The organism is Mycobacterium sp. 852002-53434_SCH5985345 (genome assembly GCF_001667155.1).
Lineage (GTDB): Bacteria > Actinomycetota > Actinomycetes > Mycobacteriales > Mycobacteriaceae > Mycobacterium.
In genome coordinates this window covers 15,903-42,731 of record NZ_LZIE01000058.1, presented here as the reverse complement: position 1 = coordinate 42,731, position 26,829 = coordinate 15,903, and the positions used below count along the sequence as shown (strand labels likewise).

The 26,829-nt window shown below is 71.9% G+C and carries 13 protein-coding genes and 1 pseudogene; all 14 read left to right on the top strand.

The window, feature by feature from the left end; all coding sequences use genetic code 11:
- Nucleotides 1–3: 3 nt before the first annotated feature.
- The 14 genes and pseudogenes from A5756_RS13765 to A5756_RS13700 all read left to right on the top strand — a co-directional run bounded on the left by A5756_RS13765 (nt 4) and on the right by A5756_RS13700 (nt 26,829).
- Nucleotides 4–810 carry a rhomboid-like protein gene (locus A5756_RS13765; RefSeq protein WP_066953119.1) on the top strand — a complete coding sequence of 269 codons (807 nt, stop codon included), beginning with the start codon at nt 4–6 and terminating at the stop codon, nt 808–810.
- A 123-nt stretch (nt 811–933) separates the two neighbouring features.
- Nucleotides 934–1,977: a phenylalanine--tRNA ligase subunit alpha gene (gene pheS, locus A5756_RS13760; RefSeq protein ID WP_066953117.1), complete on the top strand. Its 1,044-nt coding sequence runs from the start codon at nt 934–936 to the stop codon at nt 1,975–1,977.
- On the top strand, nt 1,977–4,472 hold the full coding sequence (gene pheT / locus A5756_RS13755) for a phenylalanine--tRNA ligase subunit beta (RefSeq protein WP_066953115.1): 2,496 nt from the start codon (nt 1,977–1,979) through the stop codon (nt 4,470–4,472). Before pheS ends, pheT begins: the two co-directional genes overlap by 1 nt.
- Before the next feature lie 40 nt (nt 4,473–4,512).
- Nucleotides 4,513–5,572 (top strand): annotated as a pseudogene (gene argC, locus A5756_RS13750) (N-acetyl-gamma-glutamyl-phosphate reductase).
- Complete coding sequence (argJ, locus tag A5756_RS13745; RefSeq protein ID WP_066953111.1) at nt 5,527–6,777, top strand: bifunctional glutamate N-acetyltransferase/amino-acid acetyltransferase ArgJ; 1,251 nt, start codon at nt 5,527–5,529, stop codon at nt 6,775–6,777. Before argC ends, argJ begins: the two are co-directional and overlap by 46 nt.
- Nucleotides 6,774–7,661 carry an acetylglutamate kinase gene (gene argB, locus A5756_RS13740; RefSeq protein WP_066953109.1) on the top strand — a complete coding sequence of 296 codons (888 nt, stop codon included), beginning with the start codon at nt 6,774–6,776 and terminating at the stop codon, nt 7,659–7,661. The genes argJ and argB overlap by 4 nt, the downstream gene beginning before the upstream one ends.
- Nucleotides 7,658–8,851, top strand: a complete 1,194-nt coding sequence (locus A5756_RS13735) for an acetylornithine transaminase (protein ID WP_066953107.1) — start codon at nt 7,658–7,660, stop codon at nt 8,849–8,851. Before argB ends, A5756_RS13735 begins: the two co-directional genes overlap by 4 nt.
- Entirely contained in the window at nt 8,848–9,774 is a 927-nt protein-coding gene (gene argF / locus A5756_RS13730; protein WP_066953105.1) for an ornithine carbamoyltransferase, read from the top strand. The genes A5756_RS13735 and argF overlap by 4 nt, the downstream gene beginning before the upstream one ends.
- Entirely contained in the window at nt 9,771–10,265 is a 495-nt protein-coding gene (locus tag A5756_RS13725; RefSeq protein WP_066953103.1) for an arginine repressor, read from the top strand. The genes argF and A5756_RS13725 overlap by 4 nt, the downstream gene beginning before the upstream one ends.
- Before the next feature lie 16 nt (nt 10,266–10,281).
- On the top strand, nt 10,282–11,490 hold the full coding sequence (locus A5756_RS13720) for an argininosuccinate synthase (protein WP_066953100.1): 1,209 nt from the start codon (nt 10,282–10,284) through the stop codon (nt 11,488–11,490).
- On the top strand, nt 11,487–12,905 hold the full coding sequence (gene argH / locus A5756_RS13715; RefSeq protein WP_066953098.1) for an argininosuccinate lyase: 1,419 nt from the start codon (nt 11,487–11,489) through the stop codon (nt 12,903–12,905). The genes A5756_RS13720 and argH overlap by 4 nt, the downstream gene beginning before the upstream one ends.
- A 108-nt stretch (nt 12,906–13,013) precedes the next feature.
- Nucleotides 13,014–14,075, top strand: a complete 1,062-nt coding sequence (locus tag A5756_RS13710; RefSeq protein ID WP_066953096.1) for a type III polyketide synthase — start codon at nt 13,014–13,016, stop codon at nt 14,073–14,075.
- Between the two features lie 51 nt (nt 14,076–14,126).
- Entirely contained in the window at nt 14,127–20,492 is a 6,366-nt protein-coding gene (locus tag A5756_RS13705; RefSeq protein WP_066953094.1) for a type I polyketide synthase, read from the top strand.
- A gap of 7 nt (nt 20,493–20,499) precedes the next feature.
- The gene (locus tag A5756_RS13700) at nt 20,500–26,829 is read left to right on the top strand and encodes a type I polyketide synthase (RefSeq protein ID WP_066953092.1); all 6,330 of its coding nucleotides are present in this window, start codon (nt 20,500–20,502) and stop codon (nt 26,827–26,829) included.

Genomic DNA, 26,829 nt, shown 5'->3' with positions numbered 1-26,829 from the left:
GCAATGTTTGGGGGCATCTTCGCCCGGCTCGCCCGGGTCCAGTTCACGGTGGGATACGTGGCGGTGCTGCTTGCCGTCAGCGGTGCCATCCTGGCGCTCGGGCCGCACGCGCACGACGTGCTGGTCGAGCGGGCCAGCACCAACCTGCACAACCTGGCCCATGGCCACGTGGGCACGCTGCTGGGCAGCGCCCTGGTCGTCGACGCCGGTCCGCTCTACTTCTGGTTGCCGTTCCTCACCTGCCTGCTCGCGCTTGGCGAGTTGCACCTGCGCACCATCCGGCTGGCGGTGGCGTTCCTCGTCGGGCACATCGGCGCGACGCTGCTCGTGGCCGCCGCCCTGGCCGCCGCGGTCGAGTTCGAGTGGATGCCCCTGTCGATCACCCGGGCCAGCGATGTCGGGATGAGCTACGGCGCCCTGGCGGTGCTCGGGGCGATGACGGCGGTGATCCCGCAGCGCTGGCGGGCCGCCTGGGTCGGCTGGTGGGTGGCGGCCGGGATGGCCTCGGCGATCATCGGCGGCGATTTCACCGATGCCGGTCACACCGTCGCCGTGGTGTTGGGCGTGCTGGTCTCCGCCCGGCTCCGCCAGCCCATCCACTGGACGCCGGTGCGCATCATGATGCTGGCCGCTTCTTCGGGCTTCGGCTTTCTGCTGCTGGCCCACCACTGGGGAACGATGGCCGCGGCGCCCGCGTTCGGCGTGCTGGGCGCGCTGGCCGCGCACAAGCTCGTGCGGTTCGTCACCGGGCGCAGCGCGGTGCTGGCCGAGCACGCGCTGACCGGTCCGCAGCCCGTCACAACCGGCTAGGCCAGCCGTCCGCCGTTAGTCCGAAGCGCCCGCCGGGGTGCACGCACCGCATCACTATGATCGGCACTTGCCGCTGGGCAAGCTTCTTTCCCAGCCCCTCATCAGCAAGGAGAGTGTCGCCGCGTGGGTGCTCAGCCCGTCGACCTGTCACCGGACGCCTTGGCCGCGGCGGTCGGCGCCGCCCGGGAGGCGATCGCGCGCGCCGGCGATCTGGACGCGCTGGCGCGCGTGAAGACCGAGCACCTCGGTGACCGCTCACCGCTGGCGCTGGCCCGCCAGGCGCTGGGCAGCGTCCCCAAGGACGAGCGGGCCGACGCCGGCAAGCGGGTCAATTCCGCGCGAACCGAAGTGCAGCGCAGCTACGACGATCGCCTGGCGGCACTGCGCGCCGAACGCGACGCGGCGGTGCTGGCCGCCGAGGGCATCGACGTCACGCTGCCGTCGAGCCGGCAGCCGATCGGCGCCCGGCACCCGATCACCCAGCTCGCCGACCACATCGCCGACACCTTCGTCGCGATGGGGTGGGAGCTGGCGGAGGGGCCGGAAGTCGAGACCGAGCAGTTCAACTTCGACGCCCTCAATTTCCCCGCGGACCACCCGGCGCGCAGCGAGCAGGACACCTTCTACATCGCGCCGGACGACTCCCGGCAGCTGCTGCGCACCCACACGTCGCCGGTGCAGGTGCGCACCCTGCTGGCCCACGAGCTGCCCGTCTACATCATCTCGATCGGCCGCACCTTCCGCACCGACGAGCTCGACGCCACCCACACTCCGGTCTTCCACCAGGTCGAGGGGCTGGCGGTGGACCGCGGTCTGTCCATGGCGCATCTGCGGGGCACCCTCGACGCGTTCGCCCGGGCCGAGTTCGGCCCGGAGGCGCGCACCCGGATCCGCCCGCACTTCTTCCCGTTCACCGAGCCCTCCGCCGAGGTCGACGTGTGGTTCGTCGGCAAGAAGGGCGGCGCCGGCTGGGTGGAGTGGGGCGGCTGCGGCATGGTGCACCCAAACGTGTTGCGGGCCGCGGGGATCGACCCGGACGTCTACTCCGGGTTCGCGTTCGGCATGGGCCTGGAACGCACCCTGCAGTTCCGCAACGGCATACCCGACATGCGCGACATGGTCGAGGGCGATGTCCGGTTCTCGCTGCCGTTCGGGGTGGGTGCCTGATGCGCATCCCCTACAGCTGGCTGCGGGAAGTGGTAGCGGCGGGCTCGCCGGGCTGGGACGTCGCCCCCGGCGATCTCGAGCAGACGCTGGTGCGCATCGGCCACGAGGTCGAGGAGGTCGTCACCCTCGGCCCGGTCGACGGACCGCTGACCGTGGGGCGGGTGACCAGCATCGAGGAGCTCACCGGCTTCAAGAAGCCGATCCGTGCCTGCCGGGTAGCGGTCGGCGACGGCGTGGAGCGCGACATCGTCTGCGGGGCAACGAATTTCGTTGTCGGTGATCTGGTGGTCGTGGCGTTGCCCGGCACCACGCTGCCGGGCGGGTTCGCCATCACGGCGCGCAAGACCTATGGCCGCGACTCGGACGGCATGATCTGCTCGGCGGCCGAACTCGGTTTGGGTGCCGACCATTCCGGGATCCTGGTGCTGCCGGCCGGCACGGCCGAACCGGGCGCCGACGGCGCCGCGGTGCTGGGATTGGACGATGTGGTCTTTCACCTGGCGATCACCCCCGACCGGGGCTACGGCATGTCGGTGCGCGGGCTGGCCCGCGAGATCGCCTGCGCCTACGACCTGAACTTCGTCGACCCGGCCGACGTCAAGCCGTTGCCGGCCGAAGGGGAGGCGTGGGCGCTCACGGTGGACGCCGAGACCGGCGTGCGCCGGTTCGCCCTGCGGCCCGTCACCGGCATCGACCCCGCGGCGGTGTCGCCGTGGTGGTTGCAACGGCGGCTGCTGCTGGCCGGTATCCGCGCGACGTCGCCGGCGGTGGACGTCACCAACTACGTGATGCTCGAACTCGGTCACCCCATGCACGCGCATGACTGCGACCGCATCTCCGGAGGCCTGGTCGTACGGTTCGCCCGGCCCGGCGAGACGGTAATCACCCTGGACGACGTCGAGCGCCGGCTCGATCCGGCCGACGTCCTGATCGTCGACGACCGGGCGACCGCGGCGATCGGCGGCGTGATGGGCGCGGCGAGCACCGAGGTGCGCGCCGACTCCACCGACGTACTGCTGGAGGCCGCCGTGTGGGACCCGGCGGCGGTATCGCGGACCCAGCGCCGGTTGCACCTGCCCAGCGAGGCCGCCCGGCGCTACGAGCGCGGGGTGGACCCGGCCATCTCGGTGGCCGCACTGGACCGCTGCGCGGCGCTGCTCGTCGAGATCGCCGGGGGAGCGGTGGCGGAGAAGCTGACCGATTGGCGGGGCGACCCCCCGACCGACGACTGGTCGCTCCCCCCGATCCGGATCCCCGCCGACCTGCCCGACCGCGTCGCCGGCGTGGCCTACCCGCCCGGCGCGACCGCGCGACGCCTGACGCAGATCGGGTGTCACGTGGCCCCGGAAGGTGGGGCCGGCGGGGCCTTGACGGTGACGCCGCCGAGCTGGCGACCCGACCTGTTGCAGCCCGCCGACCTCGTCGAGGAGGTGCTGCGGCTGGAGGGGCTGGAGGCCATCCCGTCGGTGCTGCCCGCGGCCCCGGCGGGCCCGGGCCTCACCGCGGGGCAGAAGCGTCGCCGCGCCATCGGCAGATCGCTCGCGGAATCGGGATACGTCGAGATCCTGCCGACGCCGTTCCTGCCCGCCGGCGTGTTCGACCTGTGGGGCCTGCCGGAGGACGACCCGCGACGCGCCACCACGCAGGTGCTCAACCCGCTGGAGGCCGACCGTCCGCACCTGGCCACCACGCTGCTGCCCGCGCTGCTGGAAGCGTTGGTGCGCAACGTATCCCGCGGGCTGGTGGACGTCGGGCTGTATGCCCTGGCGCAGGTGGTGCAACCGACCGAGCAGACCCGCGGCGTGCAGCCCATTCCCGTGCACCGCCGGCCGACCGACCATGAGATCGCCCTGCTGGACGCCTCGCTGCCCCGACAGCCGCAGCATGTCGCGGTGGTGCTGGCGGGCCTGCGCGAACGCCGCGGCCCCTGGGGGCCCGGCCGCCGGGCGGAAGCCGCCGACGCGTTCGACGCGGCGCGCATCATCGCCCGCGCCAGCGGCGTCGAGGTGAGCCTGCGGGCGGCCCAGTGCCTGCCCTGGCACCCGGGCCGGTGCGCCGAGGTGCTCGTCGGGGAGACCGTCGTCGGTCACGCCGGGCAACTGCACCCTGCCGTGATCGAGCGGTCCAACCTGCCGAAGGGCACCTGCGCCGTCGAACTGAACCTCGACGCGATCCCCATCGTCCAGGCGCTGCCGGCGCCCAGGGTGTCGCCGTTCCCGGCCGTCTTCCAGGACCTCAGCCTGGTGGTGCCCGCGCACGTGCCCGCCCAGGCCGTGGCCGACGCCGTCCGGGACGGCGCCGGCGAGCTGCTGGAAGACCTGCAACTTTTCGACGTCTTCACCGGCCCGCAGCTCGGGGATGACCGCAAATCGCTGACCTTCGCCCTGCGTTTCCGTGCCCCGGACCGCACGCTGACCGAGGACGACGCCAGCGCGGCCCGCGATGCCGCGGTGCGACGCGCCGCCGAGGCCGTCGGCGCCGAACTGCGCGGCTAGCGACCCGCGTTGGAATGGATTTGCAAAGCAATGCATAACCATGCAGAATCGGCTGAATGGCCGACGTATTGAGGGTGGCGATCGCCGGGGCCAGCGGTTATGCGGGCGGTGAGATCCTGCGGCTGTTGCTCGGGCATCCGGCCTACGCCGACGGGCGCCTCGCCATCGGTTCGCTGACCGCCGCGACCAGCGCCGGCAGCACGCTCGGCGAGCACCATCCGCACCTGACGCCGTTGGCCCAGCGGGTGGTCGAGCCCACCGAACTCACCGTGCTGGCCGGCCACGACGTGGTGTTCCTGGCTCTGCCGCACGGGCATTCGGCGGCGCTGGCCGATCAACTCGGTCCCGACACCCTGATCATCGACTGCGGCGCCGACTTCCGGCTCACCGACGCCGGCGCCTGGGAACGGTTCTACGGCTCCCCGCACGCCGGCAGCTGGCCGTACGGGCTGCCCGAACTGCCCGGCGCGCGGGAGCGGTTGTGCGGGGCGCGCCGCATCGCCGTCCCGGGTTGCTACCCGACCGCGGCGCTGCTGGCGTTGCTGCCCGCGATGGCCGAGGACCTGATCGAGCCCGCGGTCACGGTGGTCGCCGTCAGCGGCACCTCCGGGGCCGGCCGCGCCGCCAAGACCGATCTGCTCGGCTCCGAGGTCATCGGATCCGCGCGGGCCTACAACATCGCGGGTGCCCACCGGCACACCCCCGAGATCGCCCAAGGCCTGCGCGCCGTCACCGACCGCGACGTCACGGTGTCGTTCACCCCGGTGCTGATCCCGACCTCGCGCGGCATCCTGGCCACCTGCACCGCGCGTACCCGTACCCCGCTGTCGCAGTTGCGGGCCGCCTACGAAAAGGCTTACGACGCTGAACCTTTCATTCACCTTCTGCCCGAGGGCCAGCTGCCCCGCACCGGATCGGTGATCGGCAGCAACGCGGCGCACCTGGCCGTGGCGGTAGACGAGGCCGCGGGGACGTTCGTGGCAATCGCCGCCATCGACAACCTGGTCAAGGGCACGGGCGGCGCGGCGGTGCAGTCGATGAATCTGGCGCTGGGATGGCCGGAGACGCAAGGCCTTTCGGTGGTCGGGGTCGCACCGTGACCCGCATCGAGGCGCGCCTGGTGCGCGAACAGGGCGTCACCGCGCCGGCCGGGTTCCGGGCCGCCGGTATCGCCGCCGGCATCAAGGCGTCGGGCAACCGCGACCTGGCCCTGGTTTTCAGCGAGGGGCCCGACTACGCGGCGGCCGGCGTGTTCACCCGCAACAAGGTCAAGGCCGCGCCGGTGCTGTGGACCCAGCAGGTGCTGACCACCCGGGCGCTGCGCGCGGTGATTCTCAACTCCGGCGGTGCCAACGCCTGCACCGGCCCGGGCGGCTTCCAGGACGCCCACGCCACCGCCGAGGCGGTCGCGGCCGCGTTGTCCGACTGGGGCACCGAGACCGGCGCCGTTGAGGTCGCGGTCTGCTCCACCGGGCTGATCGGCGACCGGCTGCCGATGGACAAGGTGTTCGCTGGGGTGCGGACCATCGTGCAGGACATGGCCGGCGGGCTCAGCGGGGGCGACGAGGCCGCCCGCGCGATCATGACGACCGACACGGTGCCGAAACAGGTTGCGCTGCACCACCCGGGCAACTGGACGGTCGGCGGGATGGCCAAGGGTGCGGGGATGCTGGCGCCGTCGCTGGCCACCATGCTCTGCGTGCTCACCACCGACGCGGCCGCCGAACCGGCCGCGCTCGACCGCGCGCTGCGCCGCGCCGCCGCGCGCACCTTCGACCGGCTCGACATCGACGGCAGCTGTTCGACCAACGACACGGTGCTATTGCTGGCCTCCGGGGCGAGCGGGATCGCCCCCGCGCAGGCCGATCTCGACGACGCCGTGCTGCGGGTGTGCGACGACCTGTGCGCGCAGCTGCAGGCCGACGCCGAGGGGGTCACCAAGCGCGTCACCGTCACCATCACCGGGGCCTCCTCCGAGGATGAGGCGCTGACCGCCGCCCGGGTGATCGCCCGCGACAGCCTGGTCAAGACCGCGGTGTTCGGGTCCGACCCGAACTGGGGCCGCGTGCTGGCCGCCGTCGGCATGGCGCCGGTCACGCTCGATCCGGATCGGATCCGGGTGTCGTTCAACGGCTTTGCCGTGTGCGTCGACGGGGTCGGGGCGCCGGGCGCGCGCGAGGTGGACCTGTCCGGCGCGGACATCGACATCACCGTCGACCTGGGCGTGGGTGACGGCTCCGCGGCCGTGCGCACCACCGACCTGTCGCACGCCTACGTCGAAGAGAACTCGGCATACAGCTCATGACCATCAACACGCAACAGCTGCCGACCGCGGTCAAAGCGCAGGTGCTGGCCGAAGCGCTGCCCTGGCTCAAGCAGCTGTACGGCAAGATCGTCGTCATCAAGTACGGCGGCAACGCCATGACCGACGACACGTTGCGGCACGCCTTCGCCGCCGACATGGCCTTCCTGCGCAACTGCGGCGTCCACCCCGTCGTCGTGCACGGCGGCGGCCCGCAGATCACCGCCATGCTGCGGCGCCTCGGCATCGCGGGCGACTTCAAGGGCGGGTTCCGGGTCACCACACCCGAAGTGCTCGACGTGGCGCGGATGGTGCTGTTCGGCCAGGTGGGCCGCGAACTGGTCAACCTGATCAACGCGCATGGCCCCTACGCCGTCGGCATCACCGGCGAGGATGCGCAACTGTTCACGGCCGTGCGGCGCAGCGTCACCGTGGACGGCGTGGCGACCGACATCGGCCTGGTCGGGGACGTCGAGCGGGTCAACACCGCCGCCGTGCTGGATCTCATTGCGGCGGGCCGTATTCCGGTGGTGTCGACCCTTGCCCCGGACGCCGGGGGTGTGGTGCACAACATCAACGCCGACACCGCCGCGGCTGCACTCGCCGAGGCCCTGCGGGCCGAAAAGCTGTTGATGCTCACCGATGTCGAGGGTCTCTACACCAGCTGGCCGGACCGCGAATCGCTGGTCAGCGAAATCGACACCGCCACACTCGCGCAACTGCTACCCACGCTGGAGGCGGGCATGATTCCCAAGGTCGAAGCGTGCCTGCGGGCCGTGACAGCGGGCGTGCCGAGCGCGCACGTGATCGACGGCAGGGTCGAACACTGCGTGCTGGTGGAGCTTTTCACCGATGCGGGCACCGGCACCAAGGTGGTGAGCCAATGAGTGAATCCGAAGCGATAAAGCAGCGCTGGGAAGCCGTGATGATGAACAACTACGGCACCCCGCCGCTGGCGCTGGCCAGCGGGGACGGCGTCGTGGTCACCGACGTGGACGGCAACACATACCTGGACCTGCTCGGCGGCATCGCGGTCAACGTCCTCGGCCATCGCCATCCCGCGGTCATCGAGGCCGTCACGCGGCAGATGGCGACGCTGGGTCACACCTCCAACCTGTATGCGAGCGAACCGGGCATCGCGCTGGCCGAGGAGCTGGCGGCGCTGCTGGGCTCCGACAAGACCGGCGCGCCGACGCGGGTGTTCTTCTGCAACTCGGGAACCGAGGCCAACGAGGTGGCGTTCAAGCTGTCGCGGCTGACCGGACGCACCAAACTCGTTGCCGCGCAGGGCGGTTTCCACGGCCGCACCATGGGCGCGCTGGCGCTGACCGGTCAGCCGAGCAAGCGGGCGCCGTTCGAGCCGCTGCCGGGTTACGTCACGCACGTGCCCTACGGCGACGCGGAGGCGCTGGCGGCCGCGGTCGACGACGCCACCGCCGCGGTGTTCCTCGAACCGATCATGGGGGAGGGCGGCGTCGTCGTCCCGCCCGAGGGCTATCTGACCGCCGCGCGCGAGATCACCGCGCGGCACGGCGCGCTGCTGGTCCTGGACGAGGTGCAGACCGGGATGGGCCGCACCGGAGCGTTTTTCGCTCATCAGCACGACGGCATCACCCCGGACGTCGTGACCATGGCCAAGGGGCTGGGCGGCGGGCTGCCCATCGGCGCGTGCCTGGCCGCCGGGCGGGCCGCGGACCTGATGGCGCCCGGCCTGCATGGCAGCACATTCGGCGGCAACCCGATCTGCGCGGCGGCGGCGCGGGCGGTGCTGCGGGTGATCGCCGACGAGGACCTGGTCCGGCACGCCGACGTGCTGGGCAAGTCGGTGCGCCACGGCATCGAATCCCTGAACCACCCGATGATCGACCACGTGCGCGGACGTGGCCTGCTGCAAGGCATGGTGCTGACCGCGCCACGCGCCAAGGAAGCCGAAAATGCCGCGCGGGCAGCCGGTTTCCTGGTCAACGCCGCCGCACCCGACGTCATCCGGCTGGCACCACCGCTGATCGTCACCGAAGCCCAGCTCGACAGTTTCGTCGCTGCGCTGCCGGGCATCCTGGACAGGCTCGCTGAATGATCCGGCACTTTCTGCGCGACGACGACCTGTCGCCCCAGGAGCAGGCCGAGGTGCTGCAGCTGGCCGCCGACCTGAAGGAGGACCCGTTCAGCTGCCGGCCACTGGAGGGGCCCCGCGGCGTCGCGGTGCTCTTCGACAAGAACTCCACCCGCACCCGGTTCTCCTTCGAGGTGGGCATCGCCCAGCTCGGCGGGCACGCCGTCGTCGTCGACGCCCGCAGCACGCAGCTGGGCCGCGACGAGACGCTGGGCGACACCGCGCGGGTGCTGTCCCGTTACGTCGAGGCCATCGTGTGGCGGACGTTCGAGCAGGACCGGCTCGAGGCCATGGCCGAGGCGGCCACCGTGCCGGTGATCAACGCGCTCTCCGACGAGTTCCACCCCTGCCAGGTGCTCGCCGACCTGCAGACCATCGCCGAACGCAAGGGATCGCTTGCCGGACTGCGGATGTCCTACTTCGGCGACGGCGCCAACAACATGGCCCACTCGCTCCTGCTCGGCGGCGTGACCGCCGGTATGCACGTCACCATCGCCGCGCCGGACGGCTTCGCCCCCGCCCCCTCGTTCACGGCGGCCGCGCGCGAGCGCGCCGAAACCACCGGCGGCTCGGTCACCCTCACCACGGACGCCGACGCGGCCGCGGCCGGTGCCGACGTCCTGGTGACCGACACGTGGACGTCGATGGGGCAGGAAGACGACGGCCTGGACCGCCTAACCCCGTTCCGGCCCTTCCAGGTCAACCAGCGGCTGCTGGGCCTGGCCGACCCGGAAGCCATTGTGCTGCACTGCCTTCCGGCGCACCGCGGTGCCGAGATCACCGACGAGGTGATGGACGGGCCGGCCAGCGTGGTGTGGGACGAGGCCGAGAACCGGCTGCACGCCCAGAAGGCGCTGCTGGTCTGGCTGCTGGAGCGGCGCTCATGACCCGTAGCAAGACCACCCCCGAGACCACCCGGGCCGGCCGGCAGGACCGCATCGTGGCGATCCTGTCGTCGGCGTCGATCAGCAGCCAGAGCGAACTGGCGGCCCGGCTGGCCGACGAGGGCATCGAGGTCACCCAGGCCACGCTGTCACGCGACCTCGAGGAGCTGGGCGCGGTGAAGCTGCGCGGCGCCGACGGCGGCGTGGGCGTCTACATCGTTCCCGAGGACGGCAGCCCGGTGCGCGGCGTCTCCGGCGGCACCGCTCGGCTGTCCCGGTTGCTGAGTGAACTCCTGGTCTCCGCCGACGCCAGCGCCAATCTCGCGGTGCTGCGCACCCCGCCCGGCGGCGCCAACTATTTGGCCAGCGCGATCGACCGCGCGGCGTTACCGTACGTCGTCGGCACCATCGCCGGCGACGACACGGTCTTCGTGGCCGCTCGAGAGCCGATGACCGGCGCCGAGCTGGCCCGCACCCTGGAAGAGCTCACCTAAAAAAGGAGATTGGTTCATGTCAGATCGCGTCATTCTGGCGTATTCCGGCGGTCTGGACACCTCGGTCGCGATCAGCTGGATCGGCAAGGAGACCGGCCGCGAGGTGGTGGCGGTGGCGATTGACCTCGGCCAGGGCGGCGAGGACATGGAGGTCGTCCGCCAGCGGGCCCTGGACTGCGGTGCGGTGGAGGCCGTCGTCGTCGACGCCCGCGACGAGTTCGCCGAGGGATTCTGCCTGCCCACCATCATGAACAACGCGCTGTACATGGACCGCTACCCGCTGGTGTCGGCCATCAGCCGGCCGCTGATCGCCAAGCACCTGGTGGCTGCCGCGCGCGAGCACGGCGGCAGCATCGTCGCGCACGGGTGCACCGGCAAGGGCAACGACCAGGTCCGTTTCGAAGTCGGATTCGCTTCGCTGGCACCGGATTTGGAGGTGCTGGCGCCCGTCCGCGACTACGCATGGACACGGGAGAAGGCGATCGCGTTCGCCGAGGAGAACGCCATCCCGATCAACGTCACCAAACGCTCGCCGTTCTCCATCGACCAGAACGTGTGGGGTCGCGCGGTGGAAACCGGCTTCCTGGAACACCTTTGGAACGCGCCCACCAAGGACATCTACGCCTACACCGAAGATCCCACCATCAACTGGAACACCCCCGACGAGGTGATCGTCGGGTTCGAGCGCGGGGTCCCGGTATCGATCGACGGCAAACGAGTGTCGGTGCTGGCCGCCATCGAGGAGCTCAACCGGCGCGCCGGCAGTCAGGGGGTGGGGCGCCTGGACGTGGTCGAGGACCGGCTGGTGGGCATCAAGAGCCGCGAGATCTACGAGGCGCCCGGCGCCATGGTGCTGATCACCGCGCACACCGAGCTCGAACACGTCACGCTCGAGCGCGAACTGGGCCGCTTCAAGCGCCACACCGACCAACGCTGGGCCGAGCTGGTCTACGACGGGCTCTGGTACTCGCCGCTGAAAACCGCGCTGGAAGCGTTCGTCGCCAAGACCCAGGAGCACGTCTCGGGCGAAGTGCGAATGGTGTTGCACGGCGGCCACATCGCCGTCAACGGCCGGCGCAGCGCGCAGTCGCTCTACGACTTCAACCTGGCCACCTACGACGAGGGCGACAGCTTCGACCAGTCGGCCGCGAAGGGCTTCGTCTACGTGCACGGGTTGTCGTCCAAGATCGCGTCCCGCCGGGACCTGGCAGCCGACGAAGCGTGAGCACGCGCGAGGGGTCGTTGTGGGGTGGGCGGTTCGCCGACGGCCCGTCGGACGCGTTGGCCGCCCTGAGTAAGTCCACGCACTTCGACTGGGTGCTGGCCCCCTACGACATCGTCGCCTCGCGGGCCCACACCGTGATTCTCTTTCACGCGGGCCTGCTCACCGAGGAGCAGCGCGACGGGCTGCTGGCCGGCCTGGACAGCCTCGCCGAGGACGTGGCCGACGGCAGCTTCACACCGCTGGTGACCGATGAGGATGTGCACGCCGCGCTGGAGCGCGGGCTGATCGATCGCGTCGGCCCCGACCTGGGCGGCCGGCTGCGGGCCGGGCGCTCGCGTAACGACCAGGTGGCCACCCTGTTCCGGATGTGGCTGCGCGACGCGGTGCGCCGGGTCGCGGCCGGGGCGCTGGAGCTCGTGGCCGCGCTGGCGGGCCAGGCCGCCGAGCACCCGAGCGCGATCATGCCGGGCAAGACGCACCTGCAGTCCGCGCAGCCGGTCCTGCTGGCCCACCACCTGCTCGCGCACGCGCACCCGCTGCTGCGCGACGTCGACCGCATCGTCGACTTCGACCGGCGCGCCGCGGTGTCCCCGTACGGCTCGGGGGCGCTGGCCGGCTCGTCGCTGGGACTGGACCCGGACGCCATCGCCGCCAAGCTGGGTTTCGCGGCGGCCGCCGACAATTCCATCGATGCGACCGCCGCCCGGGATTTCGCCGCCGAGGCCGCGTTCATCTTCGCGATGATCGCCGTGGACACCTCGCGGCTGGCCGAGGACATCATCCTGTGGAGTTCGACGGAGTTCGGCTACGTCAGGTTGCACGATTCCTGGTCCACCGGCAGCTCGATCATGCCGCAGAAGAAGAACCCGGACATCGCCGAGCTGGCCCGCGGCAAGTCCGGGCGGCTGATCGGCAACCTGGCCGGGCTGCTGGCGACCCTGAAGGCCCAGCCGCTGGCCTACAACCGCGACCTGCAGGAGGACAAGGAGCCGGTGTTCGACTCGGTCGCCCAGCTGGAGCTGGTGCTGCCGGCGATGGCCGGCCTGGTGGCCAGCCTGTCGTTCGACGTCGAGCGGATGGCGGCCCTGGCCCCGGCGGGCTACACGCTGGCCACCGACATCGCCGAATGGCTGGTGCGGCGGGGCGTGCCGTTCCGGGCCGCGCACGAGGCCGCCGGGGCCGCCGTGCGCGCCGCCGAGGGCCGCTCCGTCGGGCTCGACGAGCTGACCGACGACGAGCTGGCCGCGATCAGCCCCGAGCTGACACCGCAGGTCCGTGAGGTATTGACGATCGAGGGCTCGGTGTCGTCGCGCGACCGGCGGGGCGGCACCGCGCCGGTTCGGGTCGCCGAGCAGCTCGAAGCCGTCCTGGCCGAGTCCGAGGAGCTCAAAGCGCGGCTCGGCGGCAGGGAATGAAGGACTTTGGTTTCTGTGCCGGGCGGTGGCATGCCGACTAAACTGCCCGCAGGAAGTGATCCGGGTGAACATTTCGGCCCTGATCTTCGTTGTCAAGGGGTGGGTCCATTGAGCGTCGTCGCGGGCGTCTCCGGCGCTCTGCCGCCGTATCGCTACTCCCAGCGCGAGCTCACCGACTTCTTCGTCAGCGTCCCGGAGTTCGAGGGCTACGAGGACATCGTCCGGCAGTTGCACGCCAGCGCGAAGGTCAACAGCCGGCACCTGGTATTGCCGCTGGAGCGATATCCCAGCCTGACCGACTTCGGCCTGGCCAACCGGATCTTCATCGAAAACGCGGTGAACCTGGGCTGCGAGGCCCTCTCGGGCGCGCTCGACGAGGCCGGCCTGCGGCCGCAGGACCTGGACGTGCTGATCACCACGACGGTCACCGGCCTCGCCGTACCCTCCCTGGACGCCCGGATCGCCGGGCGCCTGGGGCTGCGCGAGGACGTGCGCCGGGTGCCGCTGTTCGGCCTGGGCTGTGTGGCCGGGGCCGCGGGCGTGGCCCGGCTGAACGACTACCTGCGGGGGGCGCCCGACGCCGCCGCGGCCCTCATCTCGGTCGAGCTCTGCTCGCTCACCTATCCCGGCTACAAGCCGACGCTGCAGGGCATGGTCGGCAGCGCGCTGTTCGCCGACGGGGCCGGCGCCGTGGTCGCCGTCGGCGAGCGGCGCGCCGAACAGGTGGGCGCCGCCGGGCCCGCCATCCTCGACTCGCGCAGCACGCTCTATCCCGATTCCCTGCGGACCATGGGCTACGACGTCGGCGCCGCCGGGTTCGAGCTCGTGCTGGCCAAGGACCTGGCGCAGGTGGTCGAGGAGCACATCGAGCGGGACATCACGGGGTTCCTCGGTGCGCACGGGCTGACGACGACCGACATCGGGGCCTGGGTGAGCCATCCCGGCGGTCCGAAGATCATCGACGCGATCAACGCGAGCCTGAGCCTGCCGCCGGACGCCCTGGAACTGACGTGGCGTTCGCTGGGTGAGATCGGCAATCTCTCGTCGGCGTCGGTGCTGCACGTGTTGCGGGACACCCGGGCCAAGCCGCCACCCAGCGGGAGCCCCGGCTTGATGATCGCGATGGGTCCGGGATTCTGTTCCGAACTCGTGTTGTTGCGCTGGCACTGAGCTAAGGCATCGCCTCTTGTACCCCGTGTTTTCTCGCTTAGGCCGTGTCCCGTGAGCAGCAACCCCGAGGACCTCGTCCGGGCACTCCGCGCATCGCTGAAGGAAAACGAGCGGCTGAAGCGCGAGGCCCGCGAATACCTTGCCGCGGCAACCGAACCCGTGGCGGTGGTCGGGATGGGTTGCCGGTATCCCGGGGGTGTGGATTCCCCGGAGGCCCTGTGGCAGATGGTTGTCGAGGGCCGCGATGTGGTCTCCGATTTCCCCGCGGACCGCGGCTGGAACCTGTCGGGCCTGTTCGATCCCGACCCCGACACGGTGGGGAAGTCCTACGCCCGGTGCGGCGGCTTTCTGGCCGACGTGGCCGACTTCGACGCCGCGTTCTTCGGCATCGCGCCCAGCGAGGCGCTGGCGATGGACCCTCAGCAACGCTTGTTGTTGGAGGTGTCCTGGGAGGCGTTGGAGCGGGCCGGGATTGACCCCGCCGACCTGCGGGGCTCGGCGACGGGCGTGTTCGCCGGCATCTTCCACGGCTCGTACGGCGGCCAGGGGCGGGTGCCGGGACACCTGGAGCGCTACGGCCTACGCGGGTCGACGCTGAGCGTGGCCTCGGGCCGGGTGGCCTACGCGCTGGGTTTGGAAGGTCCGGCCGTTTCGGTCGACACGGCCTGTTCGTCGTCGTTGGTGGCCATGCATCTGGCGGCCCGGTCGCTGCGCGCCGGCGAATGTGACCTGGCGCTGGCCGGCGGCGTGACGGTGATGGCGACGCCGGCGATGTTCATCGAGTTCAGCCGGCAGCGGGCGCTGGCCCCCGACGGGCGGTGCAAGGCCTACGCGGGCGCCGCCGACGGGACGGGTTTCTCCGAAGGCGTCGGCGTGCTGGTGCTGGAAAGGCTTTCCGACGCGCGTCGTTCGGGGCATCCGGTGCTGGCGCTGCTGCGCGGGTCGGCGGTCAATCAGGACGGCGCCTCGAACGGGCTGGCGACGCCCAACGGGCCGTCGCAGCAGCGGGTGATCCGCGCCGCGCTGGCCGATGCGCGGCTGCGCACGGCCGATGTGGATCTGGTGGAGGGGCACGGCACGGGCACCACCCTCGGGGATCCGATTGAGGCGCAAGCGGTTCTGGCGACGTATGGGCAGGACCGGCCGGCGGACCGGCCGCTGTGGCTGGGGTCGATCAAGTCCAACATGGGCCACACCTCGGCGGCCGCGGGCGCGGGCGGCGTGATCAAGATGGTGCAGGCGATCCGACACGGCGTGATGCCCAAGACGTTGCACGTGGATGTGCCCACGCCGCATGTGGATTGGTCGGCGGGGGCGGTGTCGCTGCTGACCGAGGCGCGGGAGTGGCCGGCGCAGGACCGGCCGCGCCGCGCGGGGGTGTCGTCGTTCGGGATCAGCGGCACCAACGCCCACGTCATCGTGGAGCAGCCGCCGCTGGAGTCCCCCGCACCCGCGGGTGATGACGCGCCGGCGCCGTGGGTGCTGTCGGCCCGGTCGGCCGACGCCCTGGCCAACCAGGCGGCCCGGCTCCTGGCGCGGGTGAGCGGCGACCCGGATCTGCGGACGGTCGATGTGGCGTGGTCGCTGGTTTCGACGCGGTCGTTGTTCGAGCACCGGGCCGTGCTGGTGGGCGCGGACCGCGAGCGCCTGCTGGCGGAGCTGGCCGGGGTGGCCGCCGGCGCACCGGGCGCGGGCGCGGTGGTGGGCCGGGCGCAGCCGGTGGGCAAGGCGGTGTTCGTGTTTCCCGGGCAGGGCTCGCAATGGCTCGGCATGGGAGCCGAATTGCTGGACAGTTCACCGGTTTTCGCCGAACACCTGCAGCGCTGCGAGAAGGCGCTCGCCGAACACGTTGAGTGGTCGTTGGTCGACGTTCTCCGCGGGGCGCCGGGTGCGCCCGGGTTGGACCGGGTGGACGTGGTGCAGCCGGCGCTGTGGGCGGTGATGGTGTCGCTGGCCGAGCTGTGGCGCTCGGTGGGTGTGGTCCCCGACGCGGTGATCGGTCATTCGCAGGGCGAGATCGCGGCGGCCTACGTGGCGGGTGCGCTTTCGCTGGAGGACGCAGCCCGGGTGGTGGCGCTGCGGAGCCGGCTCCTGGTGGGGTTGTCGGGTGCGGGCGGCATGGTGTCGCTGGCCTGCGGCCTGGCCCGCGCCGAGGAATTGATCGCCGAGTGGGGCGATCGGCTGAATGTCGCTGCCGTCAACGGTGTTTCCGCGGTGGTGGTGTCCGGCGAGGTGGACGCGCTCGACGAGTTGATGCGGCACTGCGAGGCCGGCGGCGTGCGCGCCCGCAGGATCGACGTCGACTACGCCTCCCACTCCCGGCACGTCGACGCGATCCGCGCGGAGTTGGCCGGGGCGCTGGCCGGCATCGCGCCGCGGTCGTCCCCGGTCACCCTGTTCTCCACCGTGACCGGTGACCCGCTGGACACCGCGGGCCTGGACGCGGACTACTGGTACCGGAGCATCCGGCAACCGGTCCAGTTCGAACGGGCGGTGCGCAATGCGTGCGACGCCGGGTATGGCGTGTTCGTCGAATGCAGCCCACACCCCGTGCTGCTCGCCGCCGTCGAGGAGACGGTGGCCGATTGCGGCAGCGACGCGTTCGTGGTCCCGTCACTGGGCCGCGACGACGGTTCGCTGCAACGGTTTTGGCTCTCTGCGGGCCAGGCCCACGTGGCCGGAGTGCCGGTGGACTGGCGGGCCGACATTGCCGGTCTCGGCGGACGGCGCGTGGACTTGCCGACGTACGGGTTTGTGCGGCAGCGATTTTGGCTACCGGGGGGATCGACGGGTTCGGGCGACGTGGCCACCCTGGGGCTGGCCGGCGCGCGGCACGCCCTGCTGGGCGCGGTGGTGCAGCGGCCCGATTCCGGTGGGGTGGTCCTGACGGGCCGGCTGTCGACGGCCGCGCAGCCGTGGCTGGCCGACCACGCGGTGGGCGGCACGGTGTTGTTCCCCGGTGCGGGATTCGTGGAACTGGCCATCCGCGCCGCCGACGAGGTCGGTTGTGCGGCGCTCGAGGAGCTGACGTTGTCGGCCCCGCTGGTGTTGCCGGCGGCGGACGGCGTGCAGGTGCAGGTGGTTGTCGGCGCCGCCGCCGAATCGGGGCAGCGCGAGCTGTCGGTGTATTCGGCCGGCGCCCAGTCGGACTGGGTGCTGCACGCCCAGGGCCTGGTGCGCCCCGCGGCGGTGCCACCGGCCGGGGATCTGTCGATGTGGCCGCCGGTGGGGGCGACGCCGCTGGACGTGGCCGACGCGTACGCGCGGCTCGCGGAGCGGGGCTACGAGTATGGCCGGGCCTTCCGCGGGCTGCGGGCGGCGTGGCGTCGGGGCGACGAGATCTTCGCCGACGTCGCGCTGCCGGACGACGCAGGCGCGCAAGACGGTGGCTTCGGCATCCACCCGGTGTTGTTGGACTCCGCGCTGCACGCGCTCGGTGTCGCCGCCGGGCAGGGCCAGACCGTGTTGCCGTTCTCCTGGCAAGGGGTGTCGTTGCACGCGTCGGGCGCATCGCGGGCGCGGGTCCGGCTGGCGCCCACCGGCGCCGGAGCGGTGTCGGTGGAATTGGCCGACGGCGCCGGGCGGCCGGTGTTGTCGGTGCGCTCGTTGGCGATGCGCCCCGTCTCGGCCGAGCAGCTGTCGCTCGCGACCGCGCCCGCCGAGGGGTTGTTCGAGGTGGCGTGGTCACCGATAGCGTTGACCGGCAACGACATCGATCACGACGCCACGCTGTGGGAGTCGGGCACCCACGGCGGCGATATGGTGCGGTCGGTGCACGCGGCCACCACCGAGGCGTTGGGCGAGCTGCAATCGTGGTTGCGGGACGAGGGGTCCGGGACGCTGGCGGTGCAGACCCACGGGGCGGTCGCGCTCGCCGGTGAGGACGTCGCGGACCTGGCCGGTGCGGCGGTGTGGGGGCTGGTGCGGTCGGCCCAGGCCGAGCATCCGGGCCGGGTGGTGCTCATCGACTCCGACGGATCGTTGGACACCCGCGCGGTGATCGGCTGCGGCGAACCGCAATTGGCGATCCGCGCGGGTGTGGCCTACGCCGCCCGGATGCGGCCGGCGCGGCGGGGAGCGGTGCTTCGGCTGCCGTCGGGCGGCTGGCGCCTCGACGCCGGCGGCGGGGGCACGCTGGAGGACCTGGTGGTCAGCCCGTGCCCACGGGTGGAACTGGAGGCCGGGCAGGTCCGCGTGGCGGTGGCCGCGGTCGGGGTGAACTTCCGGGATGTGTTGGTGGCCTTGGGCATGTATCCCGGCGGCGGACGGTTGGGGGCCGAGGGCGCAGGCGTGGTCGTCGAGGTCGGCCCCGGCGTGACGGGGCTGACGGTCGGCGATGCGGTGATGGGGCTGCTGAGGGTGGTCGGTTCCGAGGCGGTGGTGGATCAGCGGTTGGTCACGCGGGTACCCGAGGGCTGGTCGCTGGTCACGGCCGCGGGAGTGCCGGTGGTGTTCCTCACCGCGCTCTACGGGTTGTCGGTATTGGCCGGGCTGCGCGCCGGCGAGCGGGTGCTCGTGCACGCCGCCACCGGGGGCGTGGGCATGGCCGCGGTCCAGCTGGCGCGGCACTGGGGCGCCGAAGTCTTCGCCACCGCGAGCCGCGGCAAGTGGGACACCCTGCGCGCGATGGGATTCGACGAGGACCACATCGGCGATTCGCGGACGCTGGATTTCGAGGAGAAGTTTTCGTCGGCCACCGGCGGCGCCGGGGTCGACGTGGTGCTCAACTCCCTGGCCGGTGAGTTCACCGACGCGTCGCTGCGGCTGCTGGCCCCCGGTGGGCGGTTCATCGAGATGGGCAAGACCGACGTCCGCGATCCGGACGTCATCGCCGAGCGATATCGGGGCGCGCGGTATTGCGCCTTCGACTTGTTGGAGGCCGGCGCCGACCGCACCGCGGCGATGCTGACGCAGATCGTCGGGCTGCTGCGGGATGGCGCCTTGACGCCGTTGCCGCTCAAGACCTTTGATGTGCGATGCGCCTCGGCGGCGTATCGGTTCGTCAGCCAGGCCCGCCACGTCGGCAAGGTCGCGCTGACCATTCCGTCGGGGCCCGGCGCGGTGCTGAGCGGGTGTGGCGGGCTGGCCGGGGGCAGCGTCGTGATCACCGGTGGCACCGGGATGGCCGGCTCGGCTCTCGCCCATCACCTCGTCCACCGCTATCGCGTCGCCCATGTAGTCCTGGCCAGCCGCGCCGGCGCTGAGGCCGCCGGGGTGGCAGAGCTGGTGGATGGCCTGCAGGAGGCCGGCGCCCGGGTGTCGGTGGTGGCGTGCGACGTCTCCGACCGCGACGCGGTCGCGGCGATGCTGGCGCAGATACCGGCGCAGTATCCGCTGCGCGGTGTGGTGCACGCTGCCGGCATCCTCGACGACGGGCTGGTCTTGTCACTGACCCCGGACCGGGTGGACGCGGTGCTGCGGGCGAAGGTGGACGGGGCCTGGCACCTGCACGAGCTGACTCGGGAGCTGGATCTGTCAGCGTTCGTGGTGTTTTCGTCGATGGCCGGCATCGTCGGCACCCCGGGCCAGGCCAATTACGCGGCGGCCAACAGTTTCCTCGACGGGCTGGTCGCGTATCGGCGATCGCACGGGCTTTCGGGCCTGTCGCTGGCGTGGGGCCTGTGGGAGCAGGCCTCGGCGATGACGGCACACCTCGGCGAGCGCGACAAGGCCCGGATGAGCAGGCTCGGCATCGCACCACTGTCCACCGAGCAGGCGCTGGAGTCGTTCGACGCCGCCATGCTGGTCGACGCGCCGGTGCTGATGGCCGCCCGGGTGGATCGGGTTGCCTTGTCCGACAACGCCGCCGCGCTGCCCCCGCTGCTGAGCGAGCTGGCCGCCCGCACCACCCGGCGCGTCATCGACGACGCCGATGCGACCGCCCTGATGACGGGTCTCACCGCGCGCCTGCACGGCCTGACCCCCGACGCGCGCCAGCGCGAGCTGATCGACCTCGTCTGCGGCAACGCGGCGACCGTGCTGGGCTTGCCCAACCCCGCCGACATCAACCCCGGGCGCGCATTCGGTGACCTGGGCTTCGATTCGCTCACCGCCGTCGAACTGCGCAACCGGCTGAAAACGGCCACCGGACTGACGCTTTCGCCCACGCTGATCTTCGACTACCCGACGCCGGCGGCGCTGGCCGCGCACCTGGGCACCCAGCTGGCCGGCGCGGGGGCGAGCGACCAGCCGGACCTGATGGCCCGCTTCACCGACATCACCCGGGAATTGCAGGCGCTACTCAGCCAGCCCGACTGGGCCGCAGGCGACAAATCGGCGCTGCGTGCCCGCCTGCACAGCCTCCTCGCGGCCCTGGGGCCCGCCGACCACCCCGCCCCCGAGGGCCTCGACGCCGACCTCGATGCCGCCACCGAAAGCGAACTCTTTGCCATCCTCGACGAAGAACTCGGCAACTGAGACCACGATGCCGGATACCACGCAGCACGTCGATTACCTGAAGCGCCTGACGGCGGATCTCAGGCGGGCGCGGCGACGCGTCTCGGAGCTGGAAGGCCGGCTGTCCGAACCGATCGCGGTGGTGGGCATGGCGTGCCGCTACGCGGGTGGGGTCGATTCGCCGGAGGCAATGTGGGAAATGGTGAACGAGGGGCGCGACGCGGTGTCGGACTTCCCGGCGGACCGCGGGTGGGATGTCGAGGGACTGTACGACCCGGACCCGGACGCGGCCGGCAAGATGTACACCCGCCAAGGCAGCTTCCTGCGCGACGCGGCGGACTTCGATGCCGGATTCTTCGGGGTCGGGCCCAGCGAGGCCCTGGCGATGGATCCCCAGCAGCGGCTGATGCTGGAGATCTCGTGGGAAGCGTTGGAGCGGGCCGGTATTGACCCGCTGGGGCTGCGCGGCTCGGCGACTGGAGTGTTCGCCGGTGTCATCCACGCCGGCTACGGCGGCGAGGTGAAGGGCGAGCTGGAGGGTTACGGACTGACCGGCTCCACCCTGAGCGTCGCCTCGGGCCGGGTGTCCTACGTGTTGGGCCTGGAAGGCCCCGCGGTGTCGGTGGATACGGCGTGTTCGTCGTCGTTGGTGGCCATGCATTTGGCGGCGCAGTCGTTGCGTTCCGGGGAGTGCGACCTGGCGCTGGCCGGTGGTGTGACGGTGATGGCGACGCCCGCCGCGTTCGTCGAGTTCAGCCGGCAGCGGGCACTGGCCCCGGACGGCCGGTGCAAGGTGTACGCCGGCGCCGCGGACGGGACGTCGTGGTCGGAGGGCGCGGGGGTCCTGGTGCTCGAGCGGCTGGCCGACGCGCGGCGGCTGGGCCATCCGGTGGTCGCGGTGCTGCGCGGTTCGGCGGTGAACCAGGACGGCGCCTCGAACGGACTGACCGCGCCCAACGGGCCGTCGCAGCAGCGGGTGATCCGCGCCGCACTGGCCAACGCCGGGTTGACCGCGGCGGACGTCGACGTGGTCGAAGGCCACGGCACGGGAACGGTTTTGGGCGACCCCATCGAGGCCCAGGCCCTGCTGGCGACCTATGGGCAGGACCGGCCCGCGGACCGGCCGCTATGGCTGGGATCGATCAAATCCAACATCGGTCACACGTCGGCCGCGGCCGGAGTGGCCGGGGTGATCAAGATGGTGCAGGCGATGCGGCACGGGGTGATGCCCCAGACGCTGCACGTGGATGTGCCGTCGCCGCACGTGGATTGGTCGGCGGGTGCGGTGTCGGTGTTGACCGAACCCCAGCCGTGGCCGGCGCGGGACGGGCATCGCCGCGCGGGGGTGTCGTCGTTCGGGATCAGCGGGACCAATGCCCACGTGATCGTCGAGCAGCCGCCGGCGGAGCCGGAACATGTTGCGCCGCATGGCGATCGCCAGGATGCGGTGATCCCGTGGCTGGTGTCGGCCCGGTCGGCCGACGCGTTGGCCGCCCAGGCGGGGCGGTTGCTGGCCCACGTCGAGGCCGAGCCGGACCTGCGTGCCGTGGACGTGGGCTGGTCGCTGGCCACCACGCGGGCGGCCCTGGAGCACCGCGCGGTGCTGGTGGGCAGCGATCGCGACACCCTGACGGCCGGGCTGGCCGGGGTGGCGTCCGGGGAACCGGGCCCCGGCGTGGTGATCGGGCGCAGCCGCCCGGTCGGCAAGCGCGCGTTCGTGTTTCCCGGTCAGGGGTCGCAGCGGCTCGGGATGGGACGGGAACTGTATCGGCGCTTTCCGGTGTTCGCCGAGGCCTTCGACGAGGCCGTGGCTGCGGTGGATGCCCATGCGCGGCTGCCGCTGCGCGACGTGATGTGGGGCACCGACCCGGAGTTGTTGGAGAGCACGGAATTTGCCCAGCCGGCGTTGTTCGTGCTCGAGGTCGCCCTGGCGGCACTGTGGCAGTCCTGGGGGGTGACCCCCGATGTGGTGATCGGCCATTCGGTGGGGGAGATCGCCGCGGCCTGCGTGGCCGGGGTGCTGTCGCTGGCAGACGCCGCGCGGGTGGTTGCGGCCCGCGGACGGTTGATGGCGGCGCTGCCGGCGGGCGGGGTCATGGTGGCGGTGACGGCCACCGAGGCCGAGGTCGCACCGTTGCTGAACGACAACGTGAGCGTCGCGGCGGTCAACGGTCCCGACGCGGTCGTGCTGTCGGGCGAGCGGGCCGCCGTGACGGCCGCGGCCGATCGGCTGGCCGACTGCGGGAGGCGGGTGCGGCGACTGGCGGTCTCGCACGCGTTCCACTCGCCGCTGATCGAGCCCATGATCGAGGAGTTCTCCGCGTTGCTGGCCGGGGTGTCGCCCGGTGCGCCGCGAATCGACTTGATTTCCAACGTGACCGGGCAATTGGCCGGACCCGGATACGGGTCCGCCGACTACTGGGTCGAGCATGTGCGCCGGGCGGTGCGGTTCGTCGACGGGGTGCGGTCGGCCGAATCGCTGGGCGCCGGTGCGTTTGTGGAGGTGGGGCCTGGCGCGGCGTTGACGGCCGCGGTGGAACAGTGCCTGGCGGCCGAGCCGGCCGTTTCGGCGGTGTCGATGGCCAAGGACCGCCCCGAAGTCGCGTCGCTGCTGCTGGCGGCCGGGCGGCTGTTCGCCTCCGGCGCCGACGTGGACTGGACCGCGGTGTTCGATGGCCTGGACGCGCACCGGGTCGGTTTGCCGACGTACGCCTTTCAGCGGCGCAGGTTTTGGCTGTCCGCCGATTCGGTGGGCGCCCGGGATACCGCGAGCCTGGGTTTGGTCGCCGCCGAGCATGCGCTGTTGGGGGCGGTGGTCGAGCGGCCCGATTCGGGCGGCGTGGTGCTCACGGGCCGGCTGTCGACGGCGGCTCAGCCGTGGCTGGCCGATCACGCCGTGACCGGGACGGTGTTGTTCCCGGGCGCGGGGTTCGTGGAGCTGATGCTGCGGGCCGGCGACGAGGTCGGCTGCCCGGTGATCGAGGAGCTGACGCTGTCGGCCCCGTTGCCGCTGCCGAGCAGCGGCTCGGTGCGCGTGCAGGTGGTGGTGGACACCGCCGGCGAGGTCGGATCCCGGGCGGCCGCGGTGTACTCGCAGGCCGGCCCGGAGTGGACGCTGCATGCCCAGGGTGTGTTGAGCCAAGCCTCGCCCAAGCCGGACGCCGATCTGTCGGTGTGGCCGCCGGTCGGTGCCACGGCCGTCGACGTGTCCGGCGCCTACGACGATTTGGCGGCGCGCGGCTACGGGTACGGCCCGGCCTTCCGCGGCCTGCGGAAGGTGTGGCGCCGCGGCGAAGAGACCTACGCCGAGGTCGAGGCCCCGCAGCACGCCGGTGTGACGGTGGGCGGCTTCGGGATTCATCCGGTGGTGCTGGACGCGGCCCTGCACGCATTGGGGGTCGCCGACGAGCGGGCCGAGACCGTCCTGCCGTTCTCCTGGCAAGGGGTGTGTCTGCACGCGGCCGGGGCGTCGCGGGTCCGGGTGCGGCTGGCGCCGGTGGGCAAGGGCGCCGTGTCGGTCGAGGTGGCCGACTCGTCGGGTTTGCCCGTGCTGTCGGTCCGCGAGCTGGTGACGCGTCCTGTCTCGGCCGCGCAGCTGTCGGCGGCCGCCGCGGCGCGCGCCGGTGGCGGCGAACTGCTGGAGGCGGTGTGGTCACCGGTTCCGTTGTCGGACAACGGCAGCGACGCGGCCCCCGAGGTTTGGCAGCCGCCCGCGAACGGCCCGGGCGTGGTCGGCTCGGTCCACGCCGCCACGCATGAGGCGTTGGGCGTGTTGCAGTCCCGGGGCGACGGGTCCGGACCGTTGGTGGTGCTGACCCGCGGGGCGGTCGCGCTGCCCGGTGAGGACGTGTCGGACCTGGCCGGTGCGGCGGTGTGGGGGCTGGTGCGGTCGGCGCAGGCCGAGCATCCCGGCCGGGCGGTGCTGGTCGACTCCGATGGGTCCGTCGAACTGGGATCCGTAATCGGCTGCGGTGAAACGCAATTGATCGTGCGGGAGGGCGTCGCCTACGGTGCCCGGCTGAAGCCGATCAAGGCGCACCCGGTGTTGCGGTTGCCCGAAGCGCCGTCGGTCTGGCGGCTTGCCGCCGGTGACGCCGGGACGCTGGAGGACCTGGCGGTGGTATCCGGGCCGCCGGCGCAACTGGCCGCCGGCCAGGTGCGGGTGGCGGTGGCCGCGGCCGGGGTGAACTTCCGCGACGTGCTGGTGGCCCTGGGCATGTATCCGGGTCTCGCGCAGCTGGGCGCCGAGGGCGCCGGACTGGTGACCGAGATCGGCCCCGGTGTCACCGATTTGGCCGTCGGTGACGCGGTGATGGGCATCCTGGGTCTGACGGGGTCGGAGGCGGCCGTCGATCGGCGGCTGGTGACCCGGGTGCCGCCGGGCTGGTCGTTCGCCGAGGCGGCCGGCGTGCCGGTGGTGTTCCTGACGGCGTTTTACGGGCTGTCGGACCTCGGCGGCCTGCGGGCGGGCGAGCGGGTACTGGTGCACGCCGCCACGGGCGGGGTGGGCATGGCGGCGGTGCAGCTGGCCCGGCATTGGGGCGCGGAGGTCTTCGCGACGGCCAGCCGCGGCAAGTGGGACACCCTGCGCGCCATGGGCTTTGACGACGACCACATCGCGGACTCGCGAACGCTGGACTTCGAGGAAAAGTTCTCCGCCGCAACGGGCGGCGCCGGTATGGACGTCGTGCTCAACTCGCTGGCCGGTGAGTTCACCGACGCCTCGTTGCGGTTGTTGAGTCGCGGCGGGCGCTTCATCGAGATGGGCAAGACCGACCTGCGCGACTCGGGCGCGATCGCGCAAACCTACCGCGCGTTCGATCTGATGGAGGCGGGCCCGGACCGCATCGCGGAGATGTCCGCGGAATTGCTGCGGTTGTTCGCGGCCGGGGCTCTGAAGCCATTGCCCGTCAAGGCCTTCGATGTGCGTTGCGCCGCCGACGCCTATCGGTTCGTCAGCCAGGCCCGCCACATCGGCAAGGTCGTGCTCACGATGCCCGACGGCCCCGACGGGCTGGCCGGCGGCACCGCATTGATCACCGGAGGGACCGGCATGGCCGGCTCGGCGGTGGCCCGTCACCTGGTCGAACGCTATCGCGTGCCGCACGTCATGTTGGTCAGCCGCGGCGGTGAGCGAACCGAAGGGCTGTCCGGGCTGGTCGCCGAGCTGCGCGAGGCGGGGGCCGAGGTGTCGGTGATCGGCTGCGATGTCGGCGACCGCGACGCCGTGGCGCGCCTGCTGGCACAGATACCGGCGCGTTTCCCGCTGCGCGGCGTGTTCCATGCCGCCGGGGTGCTCGACGACGCGGTGATCGCGTCGCTGACGCCGCAGCGCATCGACACGGTGCTGCGGTCCAAGGTCGACGGGGCGTGGCACCTGCACGAGCTGACCCGGGAGTTGGATCTGTCGGCGTTCGTGATGTTTTCGTCGATGGCGGGGATCGTGGGCGCCCCGGGTCAGGGCAACTACGCGGCCGCCAACAGCTTCCTCGACGCCCTGGCGGCGTACCGCCACGCCCACCGGCTGCCCGGCCTGTCGATCGCCTGGGGGATGTGGGAACAGGAGTCGGCCATGACCCGCAACCTCGGCGACCGCGACAAGGCGCGGATGAGCCGCGCCGGGCTGGTCCCGCTGTCCACGCGCCAGGCGCTCGACCTGCTCGACGCCGCGCTGCTGGCCGAGCCGCCCGTCGTCGTGGCCACCCGCCTCGATACCGCCGCGCTGGCGCACGCCGGCGCCGCGCTGCCGCCGCTGTTGAGCCAGCTGGCCACCCGGCGGGCGCGGCGGGTCCTCGACCCCACCGACATGGTGTCGCTGACGGGCCTGCGGGCGCGGCTCGAAGGCCTGGCCCCCGACCAGCGGCGGCGCGAGCTGGTGGAGCTCGTCTGCGCCAACGCCGCCACGGTGTTGGGCCACAGCACCGCGGACGTCAGCGGCGAGCAGGCCTTTCAAGACCTCGGCTTCGACTCGCTGACCGCGGTGGAGCTGCGCAACCGGCTCAAAATCGCGACCGGACTTACCCTTTCGCCCACGCTCATCTTCGATTACCCCACCCCGGCGGCCCTGGCCGAGCACCTCGACGGCCAGCTGACCACCGGGGCAAGCGGCGAGCCGCCCGACCGCATGGCCCGTTTCAACGACGTGGCCCGCGAATTGCAGACACTGCTCGGCCGGTCCGACTGGAGCCCCGGCGACAAGGCGCAGCTCGCCAGCCGGCTGGAGAGCCTGCTGAACACCCTCACCGGCCCGGCGGAAGTCCCCTACCCGCAGCACCCCGACGACCCGTTCGACGACGACATCGCCACCGCCACCGAAAGCCAGCTATTCGCCATCCTCGACGAAGAGATGGGCCCCTAG